The 16,842-nt window shown below is 62.7% G+C and carries 11 protein-coding genes; 8 read left to right on the top strand and 3 right to left on the bottom strand.

Annotated features, from left to right (window positions below):
* Positions 1–6: 6 nt before the first annotated feature.
* Together B9Z52_RS09595 and uraH are read right to left on the bottom strand one after the other, a co-directional pair.
* Positions 7–540: a thermonuclease family protein gene (locus B9Z52_RS09595; protein ID WP_158270531.1), complete on the bottom strand. Its 534-nt coding sequence runs from the start codon at positions 538–540 to the stop codon at positions 7–9.
* Positions 541–679: 139 nt separating this feature from the next.
* The gene (uraH, locus tag B9Z52_RS09590; RefSeq protein ID WP_108413635.1) at positions 680–1,033 is read right to left on the bottom strand and encodes a hydroxyisourate hydrolase; all 354 of its coding nucleotides are present in this window, start codon (positions 1,031–1,033) and stop codon (positions 680–682) included.
* Positions 1,034–1,174: 141 nt separating this feature from the next.
* On the opposite strand from uraH, the gene B9Z52_RS09585 reads away from it, so the two are divergent.
* From B9Z52_RS09585 to B9Z52_RS09565, 4 genes are all read left to right on the top strand, one after another.
* The gene (locus tag B9Z52_RS09585) at positions 1,175–1,840 is read left to right on the top strand and encodes a GntR family transcriptional regulator (RefSeq protein WP_108413634.1); all 666 of its coding nucleotides are present in this window, start codon (positions 1,175–1,177) and stop codon (positions 1,838–1,840) included.
* Positions 1,841–1,859: 19 nt separating this feature from the next.
* The gene (gene puuE, locus B9Z52_RS09580) at positions 1,860–2,810 is read left to right on the top strand and encodes an allantoinase PuuE (protein ID WP_108413633.1); all 951 of its coding nucleotides are present in this window, start codon (positions 1,860–1,862) and stop codon (positions 2,808–2,810) included.
* Between the two features lie 608 nt (positions 2,811–3,418).
* Positions 3,419–5,194 (top strand): 2-oxo-4-hydroxy-4-carboxy-5-ureidoimidazoline decarboxylase, encoded by a 1,776-nt coding sequence (gene uraD, locus B9Z52_RS09570; protein WP_108413631.1) that lies wholly within the window; start codon positions 3,419–3,421, stop codon positions 5,192–5,194.
* Positions 5,191–6,456: a M20/M25/M40 family metallo-hydrolase gene (locus B9Z52_RS09565; RefSeq protein ID WP_108413630.1), complete on the top strand. Its 1,266-nt coding sequence runs from the start codon at positions 5,191–5,193 to the stop codon at positions 6,454–6,456. Before uraD ends, B9Z52_RS09565 begins: the two co-directional genes overlap by 4 nt.
* Here the strand turns inward: B9Z52_RS09565 and B9Z52_RS09560 are convergent, their stop codons facing one another.
* Positions 6,457–7,791 carry an FAD-dependent oxidoreductase gene (locus tag B9Z52_RS09560; protein ID WP_108413629.1) on the bottom strand — a complete coding sequence of 445 codons (1,335 nt, stop codon included), beginning with the start codon at positions 7,789–7,791 and terminating at the stop codon, positions 6,457–6,459.
* Between the two features lie 294 nt (positions 7,792–8,085).
* On the opposite strand from B9Z52_RS09560, the gene B9Z52_RS09555 reads away from it, so the two are divergent.
* The 4 genes from B9Z52_RS09555 (at position 8,086) to B9Z52_RS09540 (ending at position 16,758) form a co-directional block, all read left to right on the top strand.
* The gene (locus tag B9Z52_RS09555; protein ID WP_108413628.1) at positions 8,086–9,381 is read left to right on the top strand and encodes an efflux RND transporter periplasmic adaptor subunit; all 1,296 of its coding nucleotides are present in this window, start codon (positions 8,086–8,088) and stop codon (positions 9,379–9,381) included.
* 14 nt (positions 9,382–9,395) lie between these two features.
* On the top strand, positions 9,396–12,578 hold the full coding sequence (locus B9Z52_RS09550; RefSeq protein ID WP_108413627.1) for an efflux RND transporter permease subunit: 3,183 nt from the start codon (positions 9,396–9,398) through the stop codon (positions 12,576–12,578).
* 175 nt (positions 12,579–12,753) lie between these two features.
* Positions 12,754–14,241 (top strand): nucleobase:cation symporter-2 family protein, encoded by a 1,488-nt coding sequence (locus B9Z52_RS09545; protein ID WP_108413626.1) that lies wholly within the window; start codon positions 12,754–12,756, stop codon positions 14,239–14,241.
* A 219-nt stretch (positions 14,242–14,460) separates the two neighbouring features.
* Positions 14,461–16,758, top strand: coding sequence for an NADP-dependent malic enzyme (locus B9Z52_RS09540; protein WP_108413625.1), 2,298 nt, complete (start codon positions 14,461–14,463; stop codon positions 16,756–16,758).
* Positions 16,759–16,842: the final 84 nt, after the last annotated feature.

The raw sequence follows: 16,842 nt of genomic DNA, 5'->3' as shown, positions 1-16,842 counted from the left end.
TCTGGATTAATAGGGGTCAGATCCAGATGAATTGGAAGGTGCGTCCCCGTTGGGGCATGAAGCGGGGACTTTGGCATCCACCCCGTTTCGAAAGACCCAGGGGGCCACTGCAGCTGCGGCCCACAAACCCTGCGCCGCAGCCTTGGCCGATGCCTGCGCGGCCGCAAAAGCCTTGCGCTGGTGGATGTCGATCTCGCACTTGTAAGCCTCGTAATACCAGGCAGCGCCAGAAGCCACTTGACTCAAATTGACGTTGCTGCAATCGGGCTTGAACACCGTGCCCAATACCCGGTCGTAGAGGTCTTTTTGGTCGTAAGTGACGGTAACTTGCTGCCCAAGGACCAATCCAGACAAATGGTCGCGTGACTGCGAGCCATAGGCTTGCGCCAATTCGGGGGCGTCGATGCTGTTCAGACGAATGGACTGGCTGTTCACAGTGATTGTGTCGCCGTCATGCACCGATGTGACCTTGCCAGCGATGCGCTGCGTACCTGTGACCACGCCACAATAGGTCGCGCCCGAACCAGACTCCGGGAACACGCCGTCTCCACCGCCGCAGGCAGTCAAAAAAAAACACCAAAGAATTAATAAAATGCCATGCATGCAGCATGGTAATCAAGGCTGAACTGCTCGCAAAGCAGAAACAATCGGGATCTGACCCCAATTAATTCCGTGTGATTCAGGAGCCGCGATAGGTCGAGTAACTCCACGGGCTGGCCAGCAGCGGCACGTGGTAATGCTGGTCTTCGTGGGCCACGCCAAAGTCGAGGCTGACGTGGTTCAAGAAGTTCGGCTCGGGCAGTTCGACGCCTTTGGCCTTGAAGTAGCCCTCTACGTCAAACACCAAACGGTACGTGCCTTTGCGCAGGCTGGCGTGGTCGTACAGCATGCCGTCGGGGTTGCGCCCGTCGTGGTTGAGGGTGAAGCTTTTGACCAAGGTGGCGGTCTCACCTTGTGTGGTGTACAGCGCCACTTGCATGCCCGCAGCGGGGCAGCCGTGCATGGTGTCCAGAACGTGTGTGCTCAATCCCATGGTTTTGCTCGCTTCTTAAAGGTGTTGGGTGTGGTTCAAAAGAAGGGGCAAAAGGCATCGCCCAATCCGGTCGACTGAAGTGTATACAATTTTGCATTTAGTGGCTATCATTTCAAAAACAGCCGTTCAGGCCACCCAGACATGGAAACCTCCACCACGCACCACATCGTCGAATCCTTGACCCGCGCCATCGTGGAGCACCGGCTTTTGCCCGGCTCCAAACTGGCCGAGCAAAAGCTGGCCGACCACTTTGGCGTGTCGCGCACTTTGGTGCGCCAGGCGCTTTTCCAGCTCTCGCAAAACCGATTGATCAAGCTCGAACCTGCGCGGGGCGCTTTTGTGGCCGCCCCCTCGGTGGAAGAAGCCCAGCAAGTGTTTGCCGTGCGCCGCATGCTCGAAGCCGAAATGACCCGCGCTTTTGTGCAGCAGGTCACCCCTGAACAAATCACCGCGCTCAAAGAACACATCCAGCAAGAGCGCGAAGCCGTGACCCAAGGCGACGTGACGGGTCGCACCGAGCTGCTGGGCGACTTTCATGTGCGCATGGCCGAGCTGATGCACAACGATGTGCTGGCCCAGGTGCTGGGCGAACTGATCTCGCGCTGCGCCCTGATCACGCTGATGTACCAGTCGCGCAACGAAGCCGAGCACTCGACCGACGAGCATGTGGCGATCGTGGCGGCCATGGAAGCCAAGAACAGCGACCAAGCCGTGCATCTGATGCACGAACACCTGCTGCATGTGGAAGAAAGCCTGACCTTCGACCGCAAAGTGCCCACGCACGACATTTCTCTGGCCCTGGCCTGAACCCTTTTCATCGCCTCTCATGACCACTTACGACAGCACCCTCCCCTACCCTCGCGACCTCAAAGGCTACGGCCGCCAGGTGCCGCACGCCCAATGGCCCGGTGGCGCCCGCGTGGCCGTGCAGTTTGTCTTGAACTACGAAGAAGGCGGCGAAAACTCGGTGCTGCACGGCGATGCGGGCTCCGAGCAGTTCTTGTCTGAAATGTTCAACCCTGCGTCCTTCCCCGAGCGGCACATCAGCATGGAAGGCATTTACGAATACGGTTCGCGTGCAGGCGTGTGGCGCTTGTTGCGCGAGTTTGAAAAGCGTGGTCTGCCGCTCACCGTGTTTGGCGTGGCCACTGCGCTGCAAAAGCACGACGATGTGACCGCCGCCTTCAAAGAGCTGGGCTACGACATCGCCTGCCACGGCCTCAAGTGGATCCATTACCAAAATGTCGACGAGGCCACTGAACGTGCTCACATGGCCGAGGCCATGGACATTTTGCAAAAGCTGACCGGTGAGCGCCCCTTGGGCTGGTACACCGGGCGCGACAGCCCCAACACGCGCCGCTTGGTGGCCGACTTTGGCGGTTTTGAGTACGACAGCGACTACTACGGCGACGACCTGCCGTTTTGGATGAAGGTGCGCAAGTCAGACGGCACCGATGCGCCGCAACTCATCGTGCCCTACACCCTGGACTGCAACGACATGCGCTTTGCGTTGCCCCAGGGCTATTCGCACGCCGACCCGTTCTTTCAGTACATGAAGGACACCTTTGACGCGCTGTACGCCGAAGGCAATCCAGAAGGCGACAACGCCCCCAAGATGATGAGCATCGGCATGCACTGCCGCCTGCTGGGCCGCCCTGGGCGCATCACCGCATTGCAGCGCTTTCTGGACCACATCCAGTCACACGACAAGGTGTGGGTGGCGCGGCGCATCGACATCGCGCGGCATTGGAAAGCGACACACCCCTATGCCGAGTAAACGCATTGCGCCTCCTGCTGGAATGCCCCGCTGGTGCAATGGTCGGTGGACCACCACTGGCGCTATCGCCCACAGGGTGGGCTCCTACAAAAACAAGGGACCACTCTCCCCTGCAGGAGCGCACCCCGTGCGCGATGGCCAGTGGACCACCGCGGCCGCTATCGCCCACAGGGTGGGCTCCTACAAAAACAAGGAACCACTCTCCCCTGTAGGAGCGCACCCCGTGCGCGGTGGCCAGTGGACCACCGCGGGCGGTATCGCCCACAGGGTGGGCTCCTACAAAAACAAGGGACCACTCTCCCCTGTAGGAGCGTACCCCGTGCGCGATGGCTCGTGGACCACCACCGCCCCCATCGCCCACAGGGTGGGCTCCTACAAAAACAGGGAACCACTCTCCCCTGTAGGAGCGCACCCCGTGCGCGATGGCCAGTGGACCACCGCGGCCGCTATCGCCCACAGGGTGGGCTCTTGCAAAAACAAGGAACCACTCTCCCTTGTAGGAGCGCACCCCGTGCGCGATGGCTCGTGGACCACCACCGTTCGCATCGCCCACAGGGTGGGCTCCTACAAACAGACAACGGCCTATTCAAACCTGCACGGAAATACCCATGTCCTTGACACTTGAACAACTCAACAGCGCCAGCCGCGAAGACGCCGCGCAGATGCTCGACGGCCTGTACGAGCACTCGCCGTGGATCGCCGAGCAGGCCCTCAACGAGCGCCCCTTCACCTCGTTGGCCCAGCTCAAGCACGCCATGTGCGAAGTGCTGGCGCACGCCGGGCGCGACGCGCAGCTGGGCCTGATCCGCGCCCACCCCGAGCTGGCAGGCAAGGCCATGGTCAGCAAGTCGCTCACGGCCGAATCGACCAACGAGCAGACCAAGGCGGGCCTGACCGACTGCACGCCCGAGGAGTTCGCCAAGATCCAAAAACTCAACGCCGACTACAACGCCAAGTTCGGCTGGCCCTTCATCTTGGCGGTGCGCGGCCCACGCGGCGTGGGCTACAACAAGCAGCAGATCATCGACGCCTTCGAGCGCCGCCTGCATGGCCACCCCGACTTTGAATTGGCCGAGTGCCTGCGCAACATCCACCGCATCGTCGAAATCCGCCTGAACGACAAGTTCGGCGTGGAGCCCACGCTGGGCCACCAAGTGTGGGACTGGCAAGAAAAGCTGGCGCAACACTCAGACCCCGGCTACGCGGAGCAAGGCCAGCTGACGGTGACCTATTTGACCGACGCGCACCGCGCCTGCGCCCAGCGCATCACACAAAACATGCGCGACTGCGGCTTTGACGAGGTGTACACCGACGCCGTGGGCAACGTGGTGGGCCGCTACCACCCCGCCACAGCGGGTGGCCAATACCTGCTGACCGGCAGCCATTACGACACCGTGCGCAACGGCGGCAAGTACGACGGGCGCTTGGGCATCTTTGTGCCCATGGCCTGCGTGCAGCAGCTGCACCAACAAGGCAAACGCCTGCCCTTTGGCATCGAAGTCGTCGCCTTTGCCGAAGAAGAAGGCCAGCGCTACAAAGCCACCTTCCTCGGCTCGGGTGCCTTGATCGGTGACTTCAAGCCCGAGTGGCTGGACCAGCAAGACGCCGATGGCATCACCATGCGCGCGGCCATGCAGCACGCGGGCCTGTGCGTGGACGACATCCCCAAGATCAAGCGAGACCCTGCGCATTACCTCGGTTTTGTCGAAGTGCACATCGAGCAAGGCCCGGTGCTCAATGAAGTGAACATCCCGCTGGGCGTGGTCACGTCGATCAACGGCAGCGTGCGCTACCTGTGCGAAGTCATGGGCACGGCCAGCCACGCGGGCACCACCCCCATGGACCGCCGCCGTGACGCGGCTTGCGCCGTGGCCGAACTGGCGCTGTACATGGAGCAACGCGCCGCGAAAGACGGCGACAGCGTCGCCACCATCGGCCAGCTGCAAGTGCCCAACGGCTCCATCAACGTTGTGCCTGGACGCTGCAGCTTCAGCCTGGACATGCGCGCCCCCACCGATGCACAGCGCGATGCGCTGGAAGCCGATGTGCTGGGCCAGCTCCAGGCCATCTGTGAGCGCCGTGGCGTGCGCCACACCGCAGAGGAAACCATGCGCGCCGCCGCCGCGCCCAGCGCACCCGAATGGCAAGCCCGCTGGGAACGCGCCGTTTCAGCATTGGGCGTGCCACTCTTCAAACTGCCCAGCGGCGCGGGTCACGACGCGATGAAGCTGCACGAAGTCATGCCGCAAGCCATGCTGTTTGTGCGCGGCGAAAACGCGGGTATCAGCCACAACCCGCTCGAATCCACCACCAGCGACGACATGCAGCTGTGCGTCGACGCCTTCACCCATGTTTTGAACCAACTCTCGCAGGAACTGTCATGAGCGCTACCCACGTCAATCACGAAGCCCAATACCAACAACTCGACGCTTGGATCGACGCGCACTTTGACGAACAGGTCAAGTTCTTGCAAGCGCTGGTGCAGGTGCCGACCGACACCCCACCCGGCAACAACGCACCACACGCCGAGCGCACCGCCGAACTGCTCAAACCCATGGGCTTTGCCGCAGAAAAGCACCCCGTGCCCGCCGCCGAAGTCAATGCCTACGGCCTCGAATCCATCACCAACCTGATCGTGCGTCGCAAATACGGCGAAGGCAAAACCATTGCCCTGAACGCCCACGGCGACGTGGTGCCCCCGGGCGAGGGCTGGACGCACCCGCCCTACGGCGGCGAAATCCACGGGGGTGCCATGTACGGCCGCGCCACCGCCGTGAGCAAGTGCGACTTTTCGACCTTCACCTTTGCCACGCGTGCGCTCGAATCACTCAAGGCCCCGCTCAAAGGCGGCGTGGAACTGCACTTCACCTACGACGAAGAATTTGGCGGCGAAATGGGCCCCGGCTGGTTGCTGGCCAAAGGCCTGACCAAGCCCGATTTGATGATCGCGGCAGGCTTCAGCTACCAGGTCGTCACTGCGCACAACGGCTGCCTGCAGATGGAAGTGACCGTGCACGGCGAGATGGCCCACGCCGCCATCCCCGACAGCGGCACCGACGCACTGCAAGGCGCGGTGCACATCCTGAGCGCCCTGCACGCGCTCAACGCGCAATACCTCAAGGTCACGTCAAAGGTCGAGGGCATCACCCACCCTTACTTGAACGTGGGCCTGATCGAAGGCGGCACCAACACCAACGTGGTGCCCGGCAAAGTCAGCTTCAAGCTCGACCGCCGCATGATCCCCGAAGAAAACCCCGCAGAAGTCGAAGCCAGCATCCGCCAGACCATTGCCGATGCAGCCGCCAGCTTCAACCCGCCGCGCGGTGGGAAAGAGCTCAAAGTGGACATCAAACGCATGCTGCTGGCCAACGCCATGAAGCCCCTGGCAGGCAACCAGCCGCTGGTGGACGCGATCCAAAAGCATGGCGGCGAGGTCTTTGGTGAAGCCATCCCCGCCCTGGGCACCCCGCTCTACACCGACGTGCGCTTGTATGTGGAACGCGGCATCCCCGGCGTGATCTACGGCGCCGGCCCCCGCACCGTGCGCGAGTCCAACGCCAAACGCGCCGACGAGCATGTGCAACTGGAGGATCTGCGCCGCGCCACCAAGGTGGTGGCGCGGACGCTGCTCGATTTGCTGGCCTGATCAACCGCCAGTGAAGTCTTTCACCATGTTGCCGTACCACTGCAAGTCGGCCTGCCAAAGTTCAGGTCGGCGGAAGTTGTCGTCGGTGACGGTTTGCAGCAGGTGGCCTTCATCGCCCATCTTGTATTCAAACTTCACGTTGATGGCTTCCAGCGGTTCGGTGTTGACCAGCATGTAGCACAGATTGTCGATGATGACCGGCTTCATGGGCTGGTTTTTGGACTGTTGCGCGATGTAGGTCGACACGCTGCGGCCCATGCGGTTGGCGATGTGGCCGCTCTTGGGGTAGTGGCCAAACTGCGGAGACACGGCACCCACGCTGTCGCCGATCACAAACACATTGGGGTCGTCCTTCATGTTGTAGAACTCGGGATGCACTGCGGCCCAGGTGCTGGGCTTGCCGTCCGGGGTTTTGCCAATGGCGCCCATTTTCCAGACCAGATCGGCCGCTTGGTGGTGGCCCATGAAGATGGCGTCGTCAAACTTGAAGTCGCCTGCCATGGTTTTCACGACCTTGTTGTAAGGGTCCAGTTCTTTCACACCCGCGTTGGACACGTAGGTGATGGTGTCGTAGTAAAGCTCGTCAAAGGCCATGCGGTAGCCGCCGCCAATGGGCATGATGCGCGGTTTGGGGTCGAGGATCACGATCTTGGCAGGGATCTTGTGGCGCTGAAAGTAATCGGCCATCAAGCACGCCCGTTCATAAGGCGAAGGTGGGCAGCGGTGAGGTGGCGGGGGCAGCGTCATCACAAACGTGCCGCCCTTGAAACCTTTGATTTTTTGCTTGAGCGCCAAATGCTCCGAGCTGGGCACGTAGGCGCTGGAAAAATGCTTTTGGGTGTAGGCCGCCGCTGCGCGGTCGTTGCCAAACCAGGGCTCGTAGGTCACGCGGATGCCGGCGGACACCACCAGCCAGTCGTAGTCCACAAAGCCCTGCGCGGTGTGCACCCGCTTTTTGTCGCGGTCAATGTCGGTGATCTCGGTTTGCACAAAGGTGTAGCCCATGCGCTCGGCAGCGGCCGTGTACGAGTGCACCAGGAACGAGGTGTCCACCACGTCCACCAGCCACTTGTTGCTCAAGGGGCAAGACCAGAAGATGGGGTTCTTTTCGAGCAGCACGACTTCGAGGTCAGGGGCGTCTTCGCGCAAATGGCGCGCCGTGGCCAAGCCACCCCAGCCCCCACCCAAGATGACCACGCGGCGCTTTTTGCCCTTGGGCATCAACTCGGTGGAGGGGGAAAAGAGAAAAGGCTGAGCGATGACAGCAGGGGACGCAACAGACAGCGCGCCCAATGCTGCCGCGCCCTTGATGAGGGTGCGACGTGCGGTGGTCATAAAGGACTTCCGTGAATGTGAAGGGAAACCTGTCGGCGCATGAGAGAAGCTGGGCTTAAATGCCTCGAAGGCAGGTTGCTCGCCTGCGGGGGGCACGCGAGTGGCAGCATGTTACTTGAACGCTGCCGGCCGCAACTGAACACCAGGCACTGCCACGGCAACCCGCCAAGAATCAAGACACAATAGGCGGGTACATTCCGGACCGACGCCCGTGAGGACCTCTCCGGACGCCCCACCACTGGGCAGCTGTACCCCACAGCCGCCCTCGCTTTATTTGTCAGACAAGGATCTCCGATGCACCCCAGCCTGTGGCCTGTGGCTCAGCCCTTCCAAGCCCTTCGCACCGTCCCCGCTCACCTGCCCCTTGCGGCACTGGCGCTGACGGGTGCGCTGCTGCTCACCGCCTGCGGCAAAGAACAGCAAGGCCCCGGCCAGATGCCGCCTGTGCCCGTGGGCGTGGTGACCGTGGCACCGACTTCGGTGCCCATCGAGATGGAACTGTCGGGTCGGCTGGAGCCCATCCGCACCGCACAGGTGCGTGCCCGCGTGACCGGCGTGGTGCAAAAACGGCTGTTCAGCGAAGGGGCCCTGGTACAAGCAGGACAAAGCCTGTACCGCATTGACTCTGCGCCCTACCAGGCTGCACTGGAGAGCGCGCAGGCTGCCCAAGCCAAAGCCGATGCGGCGCTGGCGCAAGCCCAGTCCACCCTGGAGCGCAACCGCCCGCTGGCCGAATCCAAGATGATCAGCGCGCTCGCTTGGGATGGCACCCAATCCACCCACCGCGCGGCACAAGCCGATTTGGCCGCAGCCAAAGCGGCTGTGCAACAAGCACGCCTGAACGTCGAATACGCCTCGGTGCTGGCCCCGATCAACGGCCGCATCGGCCGCTCGCTGGTGACCGAGGGCGCATTGGTCAGCCAGGCCGAGGCCACGCAGCTGACCACCATCCAGCAAGTGGACACGCTGATGGCCAACTTCACGCAGTCCGCCAGCGAGGCCATGCGCATCCAGCGCGCCATCGCGTCTGGCAACCTCAAGGGCAGCACTTCTGCCCAAGTGAAGGTGCTGCTCGACGATGGCAGCGTCTACCCCCTGCCCGGCCGCTTGATGTTTGCCGACATCGCGGTGGACCCGGGCACCGGCCAGCTCACTTTGCGCGCCGAAGTGCCCAACCCCAAGGGCGAGCTGCTGCCCGGCTTGTTCATCAAAGTGCGTTTGCAAGTGGCACGCAGCGAGCAGGCGATGGTGTTGCCGCAGCAAGCGGTCACGCGCGGCACATCCGAAGACACTGTGCTGGTGGTGGGCGCCGACGGCCAAGTCAGCAAACGCCCTGTGCAGCTGGGCGGCATGCTGGGCGATGCCAGCAATCCGGCTGGCCCACAATGGATCATCACGGGCGGTCTGAAGTCCGGTGAGCAAGTGGTGGTGGACGGCTTCCAGAAGATCCGGCCTAAGGTACCGGTCAAGCCCGTGCCGTGGCAAGCGGCATCGGCAGCGGCCCCCAGCGCCTCTGCCTCTGCCTCTGCCTCTGCTTCTGCCTCTGCCGCCGCCACTGCGCCCGCATCGGCCCCAGCCGCCAAGAACTGAACCGGGAGATCAGAATGAATTCCCGGTTCTTCATTGACCGGCCCATCTTTGCATGGGTCATCGCCCTCTTCATCGTGGTGCTCGGCGCAGCCGCCATCACCAAGCTGCCCGTGGCGCAATACCCCACGGTGGCACCACCATCGATTGTCATCAACGCGGCCTACCCCGGCGCCTCGGCCCAGGTGATGGAAGACAGCGTGCTGTCGGTCATCGAGCAAGAGCTCAACGGCGCGCCCGGCCTGATCTACATGGAAGCGGCAGCGGACGCCAGCGGCACAGGCACGCTGACCGCCACCTTCGAGCCCGGCACCGATGTGGCCATCGCACAGATCGAGGTGCAAAACCGCCTCTCGCGTGCCACACCCCGCTTGCCCAGCGCCGTGGTGCAGCAAGGCGTGCGGGTCGACAAAGCGCGCTCGAACTTCTTGATGTTCGTGATGCTGACCTCCAGCAGCGCCAACTGGGACCCGGTGGCACTGGGTGACTACGCGGTGCGCAACATCCAGCCCGAGCTGTTGCGTGTGCCGGGCGTCGGTCAGGTGCAGCTGTTTGGCACCGAAAAAGCCATGCGCGTGTGGGTTGATCCGCAAAAGTTGCAAGGCCTGGGCCTGTCCACCAACGACGTGAACAACGCCATCCGCGCCCAAAACCTGCAGATCTCGGCCGGCAGCATCGGCGGCCTGCCCAATGTGATGGGGCAGACCCAATTTGCCACCGTCAAGGTCAATGGCCAACTCTCCAGCGTGGACCAGTTTGGCCAGATCTTGCTGCGCGCCAACACAGACGGCTCCAGCGTGCGCCTGCGCGATGTGGCCCGCATCGAGGTGGCTGGCCAGGCTTACGTGTCGGCTTCGCGCCTGAACGGCATGCCCGCCACGGGTTTGGGCATCCAACTCTCGCCCACCGGCAACGCCTTGGCTGCCGCCACGGGCGTGCGCGAACGCATGGCCGATCTGAAAAAATACATGCCCGAGGGCGTGAGCTACGAAGTGCCCTACGACAGCTCCAAGTTCGTGCGCATCTCGATCCATGAAGTGGTCAAGACCCTGCTCGAAGCCATCGTGCTGGTGTTCATCGTGATGCTGGTCTTCCTGCAGAACATCCGCTACACCCTGATCCCGACCATCGTGGTACCGGTGGCGCTGCTGGGCACCTTTGGCGTGATGCTGGCGCTGGGGTTTTCGATCAACGTGCTCACGCTCTTTGGCATGGTGCTGGCCATCGGCATTTTGGTGGACGATGCCATCGTGGTGGTGGAGAACGTCGAACGCATCATGGCCGAAGAAGGTCTGTCGCCGCGTGAAGCCACCATCAAGGCCATGGGCCAGATCACCGGAGCCATCATCGGCATCACGGTGGTGCTGATCTCGGTGTTCGTGCCCATGGCGTTTTTCAGCGGCTCGGTGGGCAACATTTACCGCCAGTTCTCGCTGGCCATGGTGGCGTCCATGGTGTTCTCGGCCACCATGGCCTTGTCGCTCACGCCCGCGCTGTGCGCCACACTGCTCAAGCCCGTGACGCCCGGTCACCACCACAAAAAGGGCTTTTTCGGCGCGTTCAACCGCCGCTTCAAACAGGCCACCCATGGTTACGAAGCGGGCGTCGCCCGCATCCTGCCCAAGGCCGGTCGATGGCTGCTGGTCTATGGGGTCATCGTGGCCACGGCGGCTTTCATGTACCAGCGCCTGCCCAATTCCTTCTTGCCCAACGAAGACCAGGGCTACTTGATCGTGAACGTGCAATTGCCACCTGGGGCGTCGCAGGACCGCACCTTGCTGGCGATGCAAAAAGTGGAGCAGTTCTTCTTGGGTCAACCCGAGGTGGACAAGGTGGTGGGCGTGCTGGGCTTTTCTTTCTCGGGCTCGGGGCAAAACGCCGCACTGGCCTTTGTGCCACTCAAGCCCTGGGACGAACGCCCCGGCAAAGAGCACAGCGCACAAGCTCTGGCTGGCCGTGCTTTTGGGGCGCTCATGGGCATCCGCGATGCCTTCATCTTCCCGCTCTCGCCACCTCCGATCCCTGAGCTGGGCACCGCCACGGGCTTCAACTTCCGACTGCAGGACCGCGCAGGCATGGGCCACGACGCCTTGGTCGCCGCACGCAACCAGTTGTTGGGCATGGCCTCGCAAAGCAAGGTGCTGCAAGGTGTGCGCCCCGACGGGCTGGAAGATGCACCGCAGCTGCAGCTGGACATCGACCGCGAACGGGCCGCCGCCATGGGGGTGGGTTTTGACAGTGTGGGCGCCGTGCTCTCCACGGCACTGGGTTCTGCTTACATCAACGACTTCCCAAGCGCAGGCCGTCTGCAACGTGTGATCGTGCAAGCCGAAGCCCGCACGCGCATGCAGCCCGACGATGTGCTGCGACTGAGCGTGCCCGGCAGCAAAGGGCAGCTGGTGCCCCTGTCGGCGATTGCCAGCGTGCGTTGGGTCACGGGCCCGGTGCAGACGGTGCGTTACAACGGCTACCCCGCCATGAAGATCGGCGGCGATGCGGCTGCGGGTTACTCGACCGGTGACGCCATGGCCGAGATGGAACGCTTGGCCGCCCAGCTGCCGCAAGGCTTTGGCTACGAATGGACAGGTCAGTCGCGCGAAGAAAAACTCTCGGGTGCGCAAGCGGGCGTCTTGCTGGCTTTCTCGATGCTGGCGGTGTTCCTGTGCCTGTCTGCGCTGTATGAGAGCTGGAGCATCCCGGTGGCCGTGCTGCTGGTGGTGCCGTTGGGCATCGTGGGCGCGCTGGTGGGCGTCTGGCTGCGCGGCATGCCCAACGACGTGTACTTCAAGGTTGGCCTGATCACCATCATCGGTCTGTCGGCCAAGAATGCCATCTTGATCATCGAGTTCGCCAAGGACCTGCAAGCCGAAGGCAAAGGCCTGATCGAGGCCACGCTGGCGGCTTGCCATCTGCGCTTTCGGCCCATCATCATGACCTCGTTCGCTTTCATTTTGGGAGTGCTGCCGTTGGCCATGGCCACTGGCGCGGGCTCGGCCAGCCAACGTGCGATTGGCACCGGGGTGATGGGCGGCATGATCACCGCCACCCTGCTGGCGGTGTTCTTGGTGCCGGTGTTTTTCGTGGTGCTGCGCCGATTGTTCCCGGCCACGGGCCATGAAGCCCCCCATGCCACCCACATTGGTTCAGCGCTCACCGACGCGGCTGTGGCCGATTTGGAGCCCGCTGCGCCACAGCGCTGAAACACCGCCGTCTCAAACCCGGGGCCCGCCATGGCGGCCCCAGGTCTTGGTGCCAGCCAAGGGTTTGCACTGATCTGCATGCATTGGTTTTTGTATACAGTTCAGCACACAAAGCGGCAAAGTTCTAGCCGCTTTCGGATTCCCCCCTCCCGTTTACTTGCAAGGAGACCCCTCCATGAGTTCAACCATCCACCCCGTGGACGAGCAACTGCCCAGTGGCAAGCTCGCCGCATTGGGCCTGCAACATGTGCTGGTGATGTACGCCGGTGCGGTGGCCGTGCCCCTGATCGTGGGCCGCGCCCTGAAATTGAGCCCACAAGACGTGGCTTACCTGATCTCGGCCGACCTGTTTTGCTGCGGTCTGGTCACCCTGATCCAGTCGCTGGGTGCCACACAGCTGTTTGGCATCAAACTGCCCGTCATGATGGGCGTGACTTTTGCCTCCGTGGCCCCCATGGTGGCCATGGCCAACGCCAACCCCGGCGAGATCGGCGCGCAACTGATCTTTGGCTCCATCATCGGGGCAGGCATCATCTCGATCCTGATCGCGCCTTTGGTCAGCCGCATGCTGCGCTTCTTTCCGCCGGTGGTCACCGGCACCATCATTGCCGTGATCGGCATCAGCCTGATGCGCATCGGCATCAACTGGATCTTTGGCAACCCCTTTGGCCCCACCGCCCCCAGCGTGGTGACGCCTGAGCACAAAGCCTGGCTGGACGCCGCCACCGCTGCGGCGACTGCACCCGGCTCCACCTTGCCCGCCATCCCCAAAGACCTGGCCTTGCTGCCCAAGATGCCCAACCCCAAATACGCCGATCTGGGCGGTGTGGGTGTGGCCGCTTTGGTGCTGGTGTCCATTTTGCTGATCGCCCGTTACGCCAAAGGTTTTGTGGCCAACATCTCGGTGCTGTTGGGCATCGTGATCGGTGGCGTGGTCGCCACCGCCATGGGCCTGATGACCTTCGACAAAGTCGGCAAGGCCGATTGGTTCGGCATCGTGACGCCCTTCCACTTTGGCATGCCGGTGTTTGACCCGGTGCTCATCTTGACCATGTCGCTGGTGATGATCGTGGTGATGATCGAGTCCACCGGCATGTTCCTGGCGCTGGGCGAAATGACCGACAGCAAGGTCGACCAGGCCGCCCTCACACGCGGTCTGCGCACCGACGGTCTGGGCACGTTGATTGGCGGCATCTTCAACACCTTCCCCTACACCAGCTTTTCGCAAAACGTGGGCTTGGTGGCCGTGACCGGCGTCAAGAGCCGCTTTGTCTGCGTGGCCGGTGGTTTGATCTTGATCGCCCTGGGCCTGTTGCCCAAGATGGCGGCATTGGTCGAATCGCTGCCCACCGTGGTGTTGGGCGGTGCGGGTCTGGTCATGTTCGGCATGGTGGCTGCCACCGGCATCCGCATCTTGGGTGGCGTGGACTTCAAGCACAACCGCTTCAACGCACTCATCGTGGCCATCTCGATTGGCATCGGCATGATCCCGCTGATCGCCCCCAACTTCAAACAGTGGATGCCGCACGGTCTGCATCCCCTGATCGAGTCGGGCATTTTGCTGGCCTCCATCAGCGCGGTGATCCTGAACCTGTTCTTCAACGGCGCCAGCGGTGACAACCGTGACGCCATCGAAGCGGCCAAGCAGGCTGAAGCGCACTGAAGCCCGCTTTGAACATGTAGGAGCGACGCCCCCGTCGCGATCTGCGCCGGCATCACTGCAGGTCATCGCCCCGAGGGCGGGGCTCCTACAACTCACTGAAAAGGCCAAGCCAAGTGCTTGGCCTTTTGCTTTTCAGGGGGGTAATCCGCATCGAAAGCGGGTGGCAAATGCGTTACGCTGTCACCCATTCTTTTTTCTTTATCTGTTGAGACAACAACAATGAGCGACAACCTCTCCCCCGCTGAACAAGCCCTGCGCGACGCCGCCCGTGACTACCACCGTTACCCCACACGCGGCAAGATTTCGGTCAACCCGACCAAACCCATGTCCAACCAGCGCGATTTGTCGCTGGCCTATTCGCCCGGCGTGGCTTACCCGTGCCTGGACATTGCGGCCGACCCGTCCAAAGCGCACGAATACACCTCGCGCGGCAATCTGGTGGCCGTGATCACCAACGGCACCGCCGTGCTGGGCTTGGGCGACATCGGCCCGCTGGCCAGCAAGCCGGTAATGGAAGGCAAAGGCGGCCTGTTCAAGAAGTTTGCAGGCATCGACGTGTTCGACATCGAACTGGACGAACGCGATCCGGACAAATTGGTGGACATCATCGCCGCCATGGAGCCCACGCTGGGCGGCATCAACCTCGAAGACATCAAGGCGCCCGAGTGCTTCTACATCGAGAAGAAGCTGCGCGAGCGCATGAACATCCCGGTCTTCCACGACGACCAGCACGGCACCGCCATCATCTCGGCCGCCGCCATGCTCAACGGCTTAGAGCTGGTGGGCAAAGACATCGGCCAAGTCAAAGTGGCCGTGTCGGGCGCAGGCGCTGCAGCCATCGCCTGCCTCGACGTGATGGTGGGCCTGGGCGTCAAGACCAGCAACATCTTTGTGTGCGACTCCAAAGGCGTGATCTACGAAGGCCGCCCCGGCGGATATGACGAGTCCAAAGCCCGCTACGCGCAAAAGACCGAAGACCGCACACTGGCCGACGCGGTCAAGGGCGCAGACGTGTTCCTGGGTTGCTCGGCCCCCGGCGTGATGACCGTGGACATGGTCAAAACCATGGCCGACAAGCCGATCATCTTGGCGCTGGCCAACCCCGAGCCCGAAATCCGCCCCGAGCTGGCCAAGGCCGCGCGCCCGGACTGCATCATCGCCACCGGCCGCTCGGACTACCCGAACCAGGTCAACAACGTCCTGTGCTTCCCCTACATCTTCCGGGGTGCATTGGACTGCGGCGCGACCAAGATCACCGAGGCCATGAAGCTGGCTTGCGTGCGGCAGATCGCCGACCTGGCCAAGGCCGACATCAGCGAAGAAGTGGCCAGCGCTTACGCCGGGCAAGACCTGACCTTTGGCAGCGAGTACCTGATCCCCAAGCCGTTTGACTCGCGCCTGATCTTGCGCATCGCGCCTGCCGTGGCCCAGGCCGCAGCCGATTCGGGCGTGGCCGCGCGCCCGATCACCGACATGGACGCCTACCGCCAGCAGTTGCAGAGCTTTGTCTCGCAAACCGGCCTCTTGATGCGCCCGATCTTCAACGCCGCCAAGGCCGTGCCCAACGGCGCCAAGCGTGTGGCCTATGCCGACGGTGAAGACGACCGCGCCTTGCGCGCTGCGCAAATGGCCATCGACGAAAAACTGGCCCACCCGATCCTGATCGGTCGCCCCTCGGTCATCGCCGCACGCATCGAAAAAGCCGGTCTGCGCATGCGCCTGGGTGTGGACGTGGACAACGTGAACCCCGAAGACGATCCGCGCTTTCGCCAGTATTGGGAGCACTACCACCAGCTGATGAAGCGCAACGGTGCAACGCCTGCTGTGGCCAAAGCCGCCGTGCGCCGCTCCAACACCATCATCGGCTCGCTGATGGTCTCGCTGGGTGATGCCGACGCCATGATCTGTGGCCTGGCCGGCACTTACATGACGCACTTGGAGCGCATCGACGCCATCTTGGGCAAGCGCGCGGGCGTGAACAATTACGCCGCCGTGAACGCGCTCATGACCAACCAGGGCCCGCTCTTCATCACCGACACCTATGTGCAGGAAGACCCCAGCGCCGAGCAACTGGCCGAGATCGCTTTCATGGCGGCCCAAGAAGTGCAACGCTTTGGCATCGTGCCCAAGGTGGCCTTCCTCTCGCATTCAAGCTACGGTTCGTCCAAGCGCGCCTCGGCCCGCAAGATGCGCCTGGCGCGTGACCTGTTTGTGGCGCAGCACCCCGACATCGAATGCGATGGCGAGCTGCACGGCGACGCCGCCCTGCAGCCCGAGATCCGCAGCGCTTACATCGAAGACAGCACGCTGAGCGGCTCGGCCAACTTGCTGGTCTGCCCCAACCTGGACTCCGCCAACATCTTGTACAACGTCATGAAAACCACCACCAGCGGCGGCGTGACGGTTGGCCCGGTGCTCATGGGCACCGCGGCCACAGCGCACATCCTGACGCCAGCGGCCACCGTGCGCCGCGTGCTCAACATGACGGCATTGGCCGTGGCCTGCGCCAACGCCTGAGGCTGGTGCACCGGTGCGCCCTGACTGGGCGCACTCGGCGTTCGATCGTGAAAATCACCTGTTTTGGTGCACAACAAACCCTTG

This window comes from Limnohabitans sp. Jir72 (assembly GCF_003063575.1).
Lineage (GTDB): Bacteria > Pseudomonadota > Gammaproteobacteria > Burkholderiales > Burkholderiaceae_C > Limnohabitans_A.
Note: the sequence above shows the minus strand (reverse complement) of the source record. Positions and strands in the feature narration are given on the sequence as shown.